Here is a 12,061-nt window from a genome sequence, read left to right as displayed (position 1 = left end):
TTCGGAAGGAGAGTGTTAGGATGGACACATTGAGATATACGTATTTATATGAGGTTGTATCAACAGGCGAAAAATCCGAGTTCAGCCAAATGGCAACAAGCAAGGAAGAGGCTGCTGCACTGATCGTTGCACGTATAGCCGATCTGGAGTTTACAGATGAGTCTGATATCAAGCTGGGCGATCTGATCTCCATTAGCAAACAGGTTGGCGACAACTATGTGGCGTGCGAGGGCTGTGCTTCTTAAGTGAACATTTAGAAATAGGAAGTCTCTCAAAATACAAGCAAGTCTCTTTTACAGGAGGCTTGCTTTTTTGTATACACCAAAAAGAGATATCTTTCAGTCATTCGGCTGGAGATATCTCTTTTTTCTCTAATCCATCTAACCCCAAGCTTAATAAGGCGGCCACAACAACTTGCGTGCCGTTTCGTAACGCTCGGCCACAGCGGGCCAGTAGACAACATTCCACCAATCCTCGATATACTTTTTGCGTTCATTCTGATGTTTCAGATAGTAGGCATGTTCCCACACATCCAGTGGCAGGAGTGGTACGATATCGGACTGGGACAGGTTCTGGTGTTTTTCCGCCTGCAAAATCTCCAAACGATGTGCTCTCGGGCTCCAGACAAGCATCGCCCAGCCACTGCCTTCCACCTTGTTCGCGGCTTCTGTGAATTGATTCTTAAACGCTTCATAACTCCCGAAATCTCGCTTGATCTGCTCTGCGAGCATACCGGAAGGTTTGCCGCCGCCAGCAGGGTTCATAATTGTCCAGAAGATCGTATGCAGGTAGTGGCCTGCCCCGTTGAAGGCAAGTTCACGTTCCCAATGTTTGATGAGTTCAAAGTTATTCTTTTTTCGCGATTCCGCCAGCTTCTTCTCTGCTACATTCAGTCCGTCCACATAAGATTGATGGTGTTTGTCATGATGGATACGCATCGTCAGCTCATCAATATGTGGCTCCAGCGCATTGTACGCATAGGGGAGAGGCGGCAGTGTGTGTCCTCCAATGGGAACCGGCTTTTCTTTTACAGGAGGTGCTGTAGAGCTGGGTGTGGCTTGTGTTGTTCCGGTAGAAGACGGTTGAACGGTTGCGGATTGGATCTGAGCTGGAGCGGCAGGTGCATTTACATTTCCCTCTGGAGAAGTTGGAGCTTCTGAAGCTTGGCGATGGATGCTTCCTGACTCTGACGTATGCAGCGCATTTTCCAGAAAAAGTGATGGCTCCGAATCCGTCTCACGCAAGATGCCCGGTTGGCCAAGCGTATCCAATACACCCAGAAAATACTCCGACTCGCGGATAAAATGCAGAATGAGTACTTTGGCAAGCGGAACAGCTTGCACAGCAGCACTTTGCTCCAGAAGAACATACAGCTGTTTGATGAACTCTCTCGATTGCTGCCGAGCTGCCAACACAAGTTGATCGATACAACGAACCATGTAGGGAGCAGGTGGATGGGTTGCGGGCAATAGTTGTTTTAAAAGCTGATTGGCTACTCGCTCACTGTTTGCAAAGGTAACCTCCCATTCCTCCAATAGCTTGACGTATGGGGGCTCCAGATCAGGAACCAGGGCACGAATCACGAGTGTATGTTCTTTCTCCTGCTCTTTCCAAAAACGAATTTCCTCCAATGTTCGCAGAGGCAGCAGGTGACCATATCCATACCAGTTCATATACGCGAGACCTCCTTTAGAGAAATTCAAAAATGCATAAATAGTTCATATAGGTAACCTAATCCGACAAATGATCTATGCGTTCAGACCATCTGTTCATGCGTCCCAAGAGTATATTCCGCGAGCTTGTTGTCCTATGAGTGCAAAAAAAAAGAGCCCCTGAGGGCTCTGGAAAAAATTCAATGATTGAAATTTGGTTATTCTCCATTATTCGTGTTTTGCACATCGTCACTGCTTGTTTTCGTTACATGACTCAGGAAAGTTGAGACACGGCGCAGATATTCCTTTGGATGCTCCCGGAAGATCAACTCATGATGCGCATCCTGGACAATCCATACATCCGAGTACGGATTGGTCTGGTTGGCGGCGAGTTGCTCCGCAATTGGATAAGGCGCCTTCTCGTCCTCTGTACCATGGATGAAGAAAATCGGGAACGGATAATCTTCCTTTTTCACTTCCTGGTATGGAATCTGTTGTAATCCGGTACCATTCAGAACAGGGAACAACAGTTTCATGATCTCCAGTGTAGGCTGACGTGGCAGATCGATCTGGTTGTGAATGTTGTGGTACAGCGTATCTGGCTCCAGCAGGAACGCACTGTCCAGAATCATTGCATCCACTTCCTTCGTAATCAGTCCGGTTTGTAACGCTGTACCGGCACCCATCGAGAAACCCCAGACAACCAGTTCCTGCGCACCACGTTGCTTGGCGAACTGGATCGCACCGAGCAATTGCTGTGACTCAGCTTTGCCACCTGTGGCTACAGCTTTGTTCACCTGTGAGGCGAAGCCATAATCGAACATGACCACGTTGAACCCAAGTTGATGGGCATAGTGTGCCAGGTCATACATGGGTACCCATGTTTCTTCACGATTGGCACCATAGCCGTGACTGAAAATAATCGTTTTGCTTGCAGCATTGTCAGCAGGTATATACCATCCCTGCATCGTCCGGCTGCCATCTGCTGCCGGGAACGTGATATCTTCATATTTCATGTTCTTGGCTTGCATCGGATTGGAGAAGACTGGCGCTACCGTTGGATTGGATAATACCCATGCGATATAACCATGCAGTGCAATAAAACAAAACAGTAGAAAAAATACAACGGAGAGCAGCAACGCTACGATAATATGTTTGAACCGAATCAGCCTCGGTGATAGGGAAGAGGGCAGATCGGACACTTTTGTTTGCAGCGGGGCTTCGCTCTGGGATGATTGATACATGAATGCCCCTCCTTTGAAGTTCAGTTGAAGATAACAACGACATGTAAAGAGAATTGCGTCGATTTCAGAGCCTGCTTCAGAGCGATATCTTAATGTAATATATCTTTATCGTATGTTCCAATATAGTCAAAGTCAATTGATTGAGGGCATTTGTTACGCAATTGTTATATAGTTCTTAAGATATATGGGTAAGATTACCTTAGTGTGTAAATTACAGGGGATTAAGTCTTATAAAAAGGAAAAATTTACACGTTGGCCTATTTTGATTTTGGCTCTTTTTGGTTTACAGATGAGACCGTTTCTCATATAATTTATGTAACCAAGTTTCATGTGATGAAACATGAGGAGGGCATTATGCCATGGAAGATCGCAAGTTAACCGTCCGGGCTGTGGAACGGGCGCTGGATATATTATTATGTTTTACCACACGCAGTGATCTGGGACTCACCGAAATTGCCAGCCAGATCGGCCTGCACAAAAGTACAGTCCACCGCTTGATGGCTACGCTGGAGGATCGAGGGTTCGTGATCCGCGATGCAGCAACAGAGAAGTACCGACTTGGCATCCGAATCTGGGAGCTGTCAGCTCATATGTCCCGCAGTGATGATCCCGCTATTCTGCTGTTGCCTGCGATGGAGCGACTGAGAGATCGATTGGGGGAGACCGTGAGTCTGTACCTGCGTGATGGCAGTGAACGGATTCGGATTCAGGCTGTGCAAAGTGATCAGGCGATTCGCCGAGTTGCCCCCGTTGGTGTTAGACTGCCGCTGTCTGTGGGCGCTTCCAGCAAAGTCCTGATGGCGTTTGCCACGGACGAGGATCGTGAAGAACTGATGAACGGGCCTGAATGGCCGGTGTTTATTGATCCGGCAGTGTATTTGGCGCAAATGGGAGATATCCGGGATAACGGATATGCGACGAGTTATGAGGAACGTGAGCCGGGAGCTGCCGCGGTATCTGTACCGATTATGGATCGCAGAGGCAATATTGCAGCTGCGCTCTCGGTCTCAGGACCTGTCAGTCGACTCTCGCAGGAGACATTGCATGAATACGCACCTGTGTTGAAGGATGCTGCTACGCAAATGGGGCTCATGTTATCCTGATGTTGAGGTAAGTTTTTTCTCCAATAGAGTTTGATTATTTGGAATATAAAGGTTGTTTTTATGTTCCGGTTGCGCTACTCTGTAATGGACGGCCCAACGGGGCCAGCTTCATTGAATATGAACAGCGGCTTATGTAAGCCGCAACTTATTAACGTTACTGGGGGAGTCCGAATTGTCCGGACTGAGACGGAATCGCATGAGATTCCGGACCCTTTGCACCTGATCTGGATCATACCAGCGTAGGGAAGTAATCGGCGATATGACCACAACCACCACATGATGTGACCCTTGTAGGGCTCCGTTAAGGAGCTGCATAAAGGTGCATTATTGGTGATGGACATAAAAGTCGGTTCCTTCGGGGACCGGCTTTTTTATATACAGGGAACGGGCGATATAGTGCGGACTCTATGGGCTTCTTTTTCACTAACCTGCGGAAGTGGGCTTGGATGAGGAGGGAAGTCTTATAGATCGATGATCTGTGGCAGCCTCCGTCTGTTGTTAACTGTACATGAAAAGTGTCTCCCCTGGTCTGGTGTAGGATCGCTCTTTCTTCTCTGCATTGCGCATGATTTGGGACAGGTACGTAAGTGAGCTAATGACGATCCCAACCAAACAAGCGACGAACACTGAGGAGGAGACAAGCGAACATGAGTACAGGAAATCAAACGGGACAACAAGCGATGGAACAGGAACATAACGATCAGCAGGTGGAAAAAGAAACAGGGGCGGCCGGACGGGTTCAGCCCTTTCCGGGTAGCCGCAAAGTCTACATTCAGGGCTCACGGCCGGACATTGCTGTACCGGAACGTGAGATAGCCCTTCATGACACGAATACTCCCCAAGGGGTGGAGCATAACGAACCGCTGCGTGTCTACGATACGAGCGGCCCCATGACCGATCCCGAATTTCATGCGGATATCCGCGCAGGTCTGCCAGCCCTGCGCACTCGTTGGATCACAGAGCGCGGCGATGTTGAAGCTTATCAGGGCCGTATGGTTAAACCGGAGGATAACGGACTGAAGCCCGGGGGAAAGAGAGCTGGAGCCGAAGAGTACCCTGGATTGCGTGGAAAACCGCTACGAGCACAGACAGGACGCTGTGTGACTCAGATGCACTACGCGAGACAGGGAGTCATTACGGCTGAGATGGAATTCGCCGCCATTCGTGAAGGCGTGGAGCCGGAATTTGTGAGACAGGAGCTGGCGAGTGGACGGGCCATTCTGCCATCCAACATCAATCACCCGGAGAGTGAGCCGATGTTGATCGGTCGTCATTTTCACGTGAAGATCAATGCCAACATAGGTAACTCTGCCGTATCTTCCTCCATTGAGGAAGAGGTCGAGAAGATGACTTGGGCGGTACGATGGGGATCGGATACGGTGATGGATCTGTCCACAGGCAAAAACATTCATACCACCCGGGAATGGATCATCCGTAATTCACCTGTGCCGATTGGTACGGTGCCGCTGTATCAGGCGCTGGAGAAGGTGAATGGCGAAGCGGAAGCGCTGACCTGGGAGTTGTACCGTGACACACTCATTGAGCAGGCAGAGCAGGGCGTGGACTACTTTACGATTCATGCAGGTGTACTGCTGCGTTATATCCCCATGACCGCCAAGCGAATGACAGGCATTGTGTCTCGGGGCGGTTCCATTATGGCAGCATGGTGTCTGGCGCATCATCAGGAGAATTTTTTGTATACCCATTTTGAAGAAATCTGCGAGATTATGAAAAGGTATGATGTAGCGTTTTCGCTGGGAGATGGACTTCGTCCAGGCAGTATCTACGATGCGAATGACGAAGCTCAGATGGCGGAACTGGCCACGCTTGGGGAACTGACGCAGATCGCATGGAAGCATGATGTGCAGGTGATGATCGAAGGCCCGGGTCATGTGCCGATGCATAAGATCAAGGAGAATGTGGACTTGCAGATGGAGATCTGTAAAGAAGCACCGTTCTACACACTTGGGCCGCTAACGACCGACATTGCGCCAGGATATGATCACATCACATCCGCCATTGGGGCAGCCATGATTGGCTGGTTCGGCACGTCGATGCTCTGTTATGTTACGCCAAAAGAACATTTGGGCCTGCCCAACAAGGATGATGTGCGGGAAGGGGTCATCGCCTACAAGATCGCGGCCCACGCCGCCGATCTGGCGAAGGGACATCCACGTGCTCAGCGCCGCGATGACGCATTGTCCAAAGCGCGGTTCGAGTTCCGTTGGCGTGACCAGTTCAACCTGTCACTGGACCCGGAACGTGCGCTATCCTACCATGATGAGACGCTGCCAGCAGAAGGGGCCAAAGAAGCTCATTTCTGCTCCATGTGCGGACCGAAGTTCTGTAGTATGCGCATTACGCAGGACATTCGTGCCTTTGCCGCGGATAAAGAATTGTCCGAGAATGAGGCTGTAGCTGCCGGGATGCAGGAAAAGGCCGAGGAATATCGGACACGCTCCTAGGCGCCGGTACAGCGCAAGCTGGGCAGTCTGAAATAGAGATAAAGCCGTTTCTCTCTGTCATTGCAGAGAAGAACGGCTTTTTTTAGTGTTATGTCATGTATGTATTCTTAACCGTACTCAGCCTTTATCAGAATTAGCTTTGTGACTGTGTGTGGTCCATATTTTATACAGAATTCCTGCGATAACGAATAAAAGAGCGTCACTGAGTTTTGGTGCTCCTCCGTATAGAAATGCGGAACAGGAAAAACCTACTATAAACAGTAAAACAATATAGAGGAAACGCATATTAGTTCACCTCGTTAATTTGTGGTGTTACTAAGTAAGTGAGTTCATAGTTGCATAGTTCAGATAGAACCTGTTACTTCACTCCAAATCAGCCACACTATCGAGCCAGGCCCAAATTCTTCTCCAAATACGCCGCAAGCAATGCCAGCGGGCTATGGATTGGAATACCGCGATCTATTGTAACCTGTGCAGCAGCGGGAGCCATAGACAGTTGGGCCGCCACTACCGCTTTACCCGGGTACTGCTCAGCAATCTGCTGTAAGCCTTCTCGTACCGCTTCGAGATACCCTTGCTGATCTCCACGCATAATCAACTCAAATGTCCCAGGGATGCACACCGCTTCCGTCTGAGAGGTCTTGGCAACGTGTAGTTGCCCATTCTCATCCTCTTGCTGTAATGCCTGATTCAACCGTGCCATCGTTCCTTCAATAGTTGCCGGGTTGGTGAATGATATTATGTAATCTCCTGGTACTCGCCGCATCTCCTGCAATAACGGATCATCTATGCCGATCACAGGCACAGGGACCTGTATGGCTTCCTGCTCCAATACTGTCGCAAACAGGGTACACGTGACCAGAATGGCATCGGCATGACACTCAGCGATCCATTGGAGCGTCTGGGCTACCTTCTCGTGAATGACGACCGCGGAAAAGTCAGCGTCATGTTTAAGACGGTCCAGACCTGGATCGACGTAATGGACCAATTCAACTTCATAAGGAGCAAGCGTCTCTTCAATTAAGGCGATGTTAGAATAATGAGCGTGAAAACAACCAATGGTGATCATGTGCTAAGTCCCCTTTTACAGTTCGTATATGTCATGGATCTTTTAGATATTTAAACCATTATAGAAACATGCCTGAGAACTGTACAGTCGTTTATTGCTCAACGCCAATAACCGCCCTTCCGCCAAGCTACGGAAAGACGGTTGATAACCTGACTCGACTAGGGTCGGTCCGGTGTCCATTTTTATCTAAGGGAAGGAGAAGCATTTTTCTTCGCCATTTTTTGTTGCAGAATTTCATGAAAGGATAGACCTTGAGTGTTCTCATTCTCCTTTTTAGGAGCAGTGGTCGCCGTGTTGCGCGGATATTGGTGATGGTACGGGATCATTTGCTGAATAGGCATGCGGATCATCTTGGTTCCTCCTTTGATGCGTTTTTTTGAATTATGTATTTCGACTGGTTACCATGCCAGGTGCGCATATAGGTACATGTGACTTGTTAGACGAAATAGAAGAGTTTAAAGAGTAATTCCAATTGGATTGTAGTGATTTTACCCGGTTTTAAGGAGATGTAAACGTTTTTAGGCAAATTCAGGAACAAAGGACCTGATATGAGAGGTTTGATATGGGAGGATCGAATCGGTTGTTATGTGAATAGTCCCAATTTTAAGGAAGTCAATGGTACCCGCATATGAGGCATATTGTCTGGTTAAATGATGCAAATCATGCTAACTAACTTGGTACCATGGTCGGGTTGTTTAGGGGGTAATGTAGTTCCGGATATAACAAAAAACTGCCGAGTGTACTCGGCAGCTTGCCTGATATGAAGATGGATGCGATGAAACTTGGATTCTGTCTGAGGTGGTATCGTGTTGGTTTTATCTACTTTGGCGAACAGCGATGTATATATCCACTTGTACACTTTCGGGATTCAGGCTGCGTTCATCATATAATTCAAAATCCCCGGTGAACGTACGCTCGCTTTGTTTATCCCATGCCCACACGGCTCCCCAAGCTTCGCCAACAACCTCTGCCATGGGCCCTTTTCTGGAAGTGAATACGGCGTAAGTTGCAGGAGGGAGTAAAATGTCGTCCAATCCCTCAGGCAACGATTCGTTCGGACTGACCTCATGCCCTACCAGTATGGTGTATTCTCCGGTTATCCCATCGGTGTAATCCGTGTAACAACCATAGCGAGCACTTTCAGGTGCAGGGAGGTGCTCTGAGGCAAAATAATTGTTCCAGAGTCCCTGAATACAACCTTTGCCACTGATTTCAATGGCGTTGGTTGTGCGGGCGGATACGCCGGCAATACGTTTTCCAGGGAGAGTGACATAACGAACGGGCTGGGCAGAGAACGCAGAGAACGAATGATCTGTTGTTACCTGATCAGGATTAGCGGAAACAGTAGGGTTTTCGGCCAGAGATTCTGCATGTTGATCCGTTGTATTTGTGCGCCAACGTTTCAAAAAAGGAAGCTGGTTACGCAGCATCGAACGAGCGGATTCCTCATCCATGCCTTCGTCCTTCAGAATGGCAGTGCACATCTCCGTCATGCCTTCTAGTGACATACCGGGCTGCTCAAACTTGCCCTCTTTGTAACAATAAATACAGTACTCACGGGTTGTGCTTCCATCTGCTTCCGTTCCGAATTGGGCAGGGGTTGTGAGCGGCATTCCGCAGCTTTGACATACAGTTACGTTCATGATTAGTTCCTCCTCATATATGTACAGATTGAATATATCTGAAGTATACGGGTAGGAACTGGACAGCTGTCTGTCAGGTTTGAGTCGGAGGTATATAATTTTGTACAATTTGCTCCGCGATACGGCAGATTTCATCCCGAATATGCTGAGGTTCCAATACTTCAACGTCCGCGCCGAAGCCCAGAATGAACCCATATAACCAGCCATCCTCGGGAAAAGCAATCTGGCTGATGTAATACCCAGTCCCATCAGGCATGACATTCTCGATCCCAAACCATTCTTCCGCAATATGACGGACGCGAGCATGGAATTTCAAGGTTAACCTAGCTTGATTGTCCGGACGGCTCCATTCCTGTTGCCAGGGTCTGTCCTGTGGGTTGATGACTTTACGCTCGAAGTGCTCATTAGCAAGTGTGACATCTTGCATACGCACAAGCTTGAACATGCGAAATTGATTCCGCTCGTGACAAAAAGCATACAGATACCAGGAATGCTTCTTGAGTACGATGGTATGAGGGTCGGCAGTTCGGTGAGTATGGATACCTTCCGCACTGCAGTAGGTAAAGGTTACGGGGCGTAATTGATCCATACCCTGTTCGATAAGTTCAAGCTTGATTTTCAGCGCTTCGGGATGCGTCCAGGTTGAGTAATCCACGATGAATCGATTGGTATTGGCCTGAAAATCGTCATTTTTGGATTCAGGTACGATACTGCTGAGTTTTTCGACCAGAAGCTCTCGCGCCGCATTAGCATGGGAAGTGGATACACTGCGCAGTGCAGTGACGATGGAGGCGAGGTCCTTGTCTGTTAATACGTTTCGATCCAGACGGTAACCCTCTGCCAGACCAATCCCACCGCTTGCCCCCTGATATGTCACCACGGGGATGCCTGCTTGACCCAATGTATCGATGTCCCGATAGATGGTCCGGATTGATACTTCGAACATATCTGCCAAGTCTTTGGCTTGTACCCGTCCACGATTGATTAGCAACACCACGATGGCTAATAAACGCTCCAGTTTCATATGTATGGATTCCTTTCATTGGTTTATCTGTTGGATTCAAATATGTTATATTGTTGAGCATCACACATAGGAGTGGAATAAGCAATGAAGCGAATTACGATTCTGATCGCAGACGATGAAGTTGAGATCGCTGATCTGGTTGCTTTACATTTACAAAAAGAAGGATATCACACCATTAAGGCCTTTGATGGGAAGGCGGCGGTTCAAGCTGTTCAGACCCAAGCGATAGATTTGGCGATTCTGGACATTATGATGCCTGGCATGGATGGGTATGAGGTGACCCGTAAAATTCGGGAGCAGCATCATTTGCCGATCATTTTCCTGAGTGCCAAAACATCAGATATGGACAAAATTACGGGACTTGTGATGGGTGCGGACGATTATATGACCAAACCGTTTAATCCGATGGAGCTTGTTGCCCGGGTTAACTCCCAGTTACGTCGTTCGCTGCAATTCAGCCAGTCTGCGCCTGTGCAGAGGTCCATTCTGGAGAAAGGTGGGCTCATCATCACGCCAGATCAACATCGCGTTACACTCTACGGCAAACCAGTGGAACTAACACCGAAGGAGTTTGACATTTTGTATCTGCTCGCGAGCCACCCCAAGCAGGTGTTCAGTGCAGAAAATATTTTTGAACAGGTGTGGGGAGAAGCCTATTACGAGAGTGGGAATACCGTGATGGTCCACATTCGGACCCTGCGCAAAAAGCTGGGGGAAGATGTGAACAAGAACAAGTTTATCAAAACCATCTGGGGTGTGGGGTACACGTTTAATGACTAAACGAAGAAGTTTTCGTACAACCATGATTATGTTGCTAGGGTTAAGCATGCTTGCCTCTGGTGCAATTACCTATGGGATTTACAAGCTTATGCAAGCCTATTATTCGGGTGTCCGTGCAGAAGATCAGCTCGCTGAATATCGTCATTTTATGAGAAGTATCGGGGATATCTATTTCTTCCTGATTTTATTTATCCCACTCGCCATTCTGTTTTTCTTCTGGTTTACCAAGCCCTACGCGACGTATTTCAAGGATATTTCTACAGGGATCAGGCATTTGGCCAACGGTGACTTTCAGCATCGTGTGCAGATCTCCTCGAAGGACGAGTTAGGTACGATTGCGGAGGATGTGAATTTGGCAAGTGAGAAGCTAAGGGAAGCGGTAGAACGAGGGGATTTTGCTGAAAATAGTAAGGACCAGCTTGTTGTCAATCTGGCGCATGACCTGCGAACACCGCTGACGTCTGTGCTTGGATATTTGGATCTGCTCATGAAGGATGATCAGTTAACGGAGGAGCAAGTACGGCACTTTACGTCGATTGCATTCACCAAATCACAGCGCCTGGAGAAGCTGATTGATGATTTGTTCGAAATTACCCGTATGAATTATGGCATGTTGCCTATAAACAAGACACAGCTGGATCTTAGCGAACTGCTGAAGCAGATGAACGAAGAACTCTATCCTGTATTTGAAAAGAACCAACTAGTCGCCCGACTAAAAATAGACACTGACCTTACGGTCTCCGGTGATGGCGAGCTGCTGGCTCGTGTGTTCGAGAATCTGCTAATTAACGCTGCACGGCATGGCAAGGATGGCATGTACGTAGATATTAATGGATATCGGGATGCAGAACAGATCATCATTCAGGTGATTAACTATGGTGGACATATTCGTCCGGAAGAATTGCCACATATCTTCGATATGTATTACACCGGAGATCGTGCCAGAACCCCTCAGGAGGGTGGGACAGGCCTTGGACTGTTTATCGCTCGTAATATTGTGGAGCAGCATGACGGTACGATCTCGGCTCAGAGCGACGTGGTACGGACGTTATTCGAGGTTCGTTTGCCCGTCTTCCAATAA

Annotated in this window: 11 protein-coding genes and 1 riboswitch; of the genes, 5 read left to right on the top strand and 6 right to left on the bottom strand. The window is 48.3% G+C overall.

Annotated features, from left to right (window positions below):
* The first annotated feature begins 20 nt into the window (after positions 1 to 20).
* Positions 21 to 245 carry a hypothetical protein gene (locus MHI01_RS15295; RefSeq protein WP_036614132.1) on the top strand — a complete coding sequence of 75 codons (225 nt, stop codon included), beginning with the start codon at positions 21 to 23 and terminating at the stop codon, positions 243 to 245.
* A gap of 147 nt (positions 246 to 392) precedes the next feature.
* On the opposite strand, the gene MHI01_RS15290 is transcribed toward MHI01_RS15295, so the two are convergent.
* Positions 393 to 1,673, bottom strand: coding sequence for a Fe-Mn family superoxide dismutase (locus MHI01_RS15290; protein WP_076254738.1), 1,281 nt, complete (start codon positions 1,671 to 1,673; stop codon positions 393 to 395).
* Positions 1,674 to 1,870: 197 nt separating this feature from the next.
* The gene (locus MHI01_RS15285) at positions 1,871 to 2,896 is read right to left on the bottom strand and encodes an alpha/beta hydrolase (protein WP_036614129.1); all 1,026 of its coding nucleotides are present in this window, start codon (positions 2,894 to 2,896) and stop codon (positions 1,871 to 1,873) included.
* A gap of 359 nt (positions 2,897 to 3,255) precedes the next feature.
* On the opposite strand from MHI01_RS15285, the gene MHI01_RS15280 reads away from it, so the two are divergent.
* Entirely contained in the window at positions 3,256 to 3,999 is a 744-nt protein-coding gene (locus MHI01_RS15280) for an IclR family transcriptional regulator (protein ID WP_017690772.1), read from the top strand.
* Positions 4,000 to 4,148: 149 nt separating this feature from the next.
* Positions 4,149 to 4,262: riboswitch (TPP riboswitch) on the top strand.
* A gap of 417 nt (positions 4,263 to 4,679) precedes the next feature.
* Positions 4,680 to 6,464, top strand: a complete 1,785-nt coding sequence (gene thiC, locus MHI01_RS15275) for a phosphomethylpyrimidine synthase ThiC (protein ID WP_340984864.1) — start codon at positions 4,680 to 4,682, stop codon at positions 6,462 to 6,464.
* Between the two features lie 382 nt (positions 6,465 to 6,846).
* On the opposite strand, the gene MHI01_RS15270 is transcribed toward thiC, so the two are convergent.
* The 4 genes from MHI01_RS15270 to MHI01_RS15255 form a co-directional block, all read right to left on the bottom strand.
* The gene (locus MHI01_RS15270; protein WP_253505524.1) at positions 6,847 to 7,533 is read right to left on the bottom strand and encodes a hypothetical protein; all 687 of its coding nucleotides are present in this window, start codon (positions 7,531 to 7,533) and stop codon (positions 6,847 to 6,849) included.
* A 182-nt stretch (positions 7,534 to 7,715) separates the two neighbouring features.
* Positions 7,716 to 7,883 carry a hypothetical protein gene (locus MHI01_RS15265; RefSeq protein ID WP_017690769.1) on the bottom strand — a complete coding sequence of 56 codons (168 nt, stop codon included), beginning with the start codon at positions 7,881 to 7,883 and terminating at the stop codon, positions 7,716 to 7,718.
* Between the two features lie 465 nt (positions 7,884 to 8,348).
* On the bottom strand, positions 8,349 to 9,176 hold the full coding sequence (locus tag MHI01_RS15260) for a zinc ribbon domain-containing protein (RefSeq protein ID WP_253505526.1): 828 nt from the start codon (positions 9,174 to 9,176) through the stop codon (positions 8,349 to 8,351).
* Positions 9,177 to 9,249: 73 nt separating this feature from the next.
* Complete coding sequence (locus MHI01_RS15255) at positions 9,250 to 10,200, bottom strand: helix-turn-helix transcriptional regulator (RefSeq protein WP_253505527.1); 951 nt, start codon at positions 10,198 to 10,200, stop codon at positions 9,250 to 9,252.
* 84 nt (positions 10,201 to 10,284) lie between these two features.
* On the opposite strand from MHI01_RS15255, the gene MHI01_RS15250 reads away from it, so the two are divergent.
* Both MHI01_RS15250 and MHI01_RS15245 read left to right on the top strand, forming a co-directional pair.
* Positions 10,285 to 10,980 carry a response regulator transcription factor gene (locus MHI01_RS15250; protein WP_036614121.1) on the top strand — a complete coding sequence of 232 codons (696 nt, stop codon included), beginning with the start codon at positions 10,285 to 10,287 and terminating at the stop codon, positions 10,978 to 10,980.
* A complete protein-coding gene (locus MHI01_RS15245) occupies positions 10,973 to 12,061 on the top strand; it encodes a HAMP domain-containing sensor histidine kinase (protein WP_253505529.1) in 1,089 nt (362 codons plus the stop codon). Before MHI01_RS15250 ends, MHI01_RS15245 begins: the two co-directional genes overlap by 8 nt.

The organism is Paenibacillus sp. FSL M7-0656, from assembly GCF_038003225.1.
In the GTDB taxonomy this organism is placed as follows: Bacteria; Bacillota; Bacilli; order Paenibacillales; family Paenibacillaceae; genus Paenibacillus; species Paenibacillus amylolyticus.
The sequence above is the reverse complement of the archived record's forward strand: the minus strand, read 5'-3'. Positions and strand labels throughout refer to the sequence as shown.

What these genes read in the sequence shown, in the direction of transcription:
- MHI01_RS15295 (WP_036614132.1), top strand. Translation starts at nt 21, where the DNA reads ATGGACACATTGAGATATACGTATTTATATGAGGTTGTATCAACAGGC.
- MHI01_RS15290 (WP_076254738.1), bottom strand. Translation starts at nt 1,673, where the DNA reads ATGAACTGGTATGGATATGGTCACCTGCTGCCTCTGCGAACATTGGAG.
- MHI01_RS15285 (WP_036614129.1), bottom strand. Translation starts at nt 2,896, where the DNA reads ATGTATCAATCATCCCAGAGCGAAGCCCCGCTGCAAACAAAAGTGTCC.
- MHI01_RS15280 (WP_017690772.1), top strand. Translation starts at nt 3,256, where the DNA reads ATGGAAGATCGCAAGTTAACCGTCCGGGCTGTGGAACGGGCGCTGGAT.
- thiC (WP_340984864.1), top strand. Translation starts at nt 4,680, where the DNA reads ATGGAACAGGAACATAACGATCAGCAGGTGGAAAAAGAAACAGGGGCG.
- MHI01_RS15270 (WP_253505524.1), bottom strand. Translation starts at nt 7,533, where the DNA reads ATGATCACCATTGGTTGTTTTCACGCTCATTATTCTAACATCGCCTTA.
- MHI01_RS15265 (WP_017690769.1), bottom strand. Translation starts at nt 7,883, where the DNA reads ATGATCCGCATGCCTATTCAGCAAATGATCCCGTACCATCACCAATAT.
- MHI01_RS15260 (WP_253505526.1), bottom strand. Translation starts at nt 9,176, where the DNA reads ATGAACGTAACTGTATGTCAAAGCTGCGGAATGCCGCTCACAACCCCT.
- MHI01_RS15255 (WP_253505527.1), bottom strand. Translation starts at nt 10,200, where the DNA reads ATGAAACTGGAGCGTTTATTAGCCATCGTGGTGTTGCTAATCAATCGT.
- MHI01_RS15250 (WP_036614121.1), top strand. Translation starts at nt 10,285, where the DNA reads ATGAAGCGAATTACGATTCTGATCGCAGACGATGAAGTTGAGATCGCT.
- MHI01_RS15245 (WP_253505529.1), top strand. Translation starts at nt 10,973, where the DNA reads ATGACTAAACGAAGAAGTTTTCGTACAACCATGATTATGTTGCTAGGG.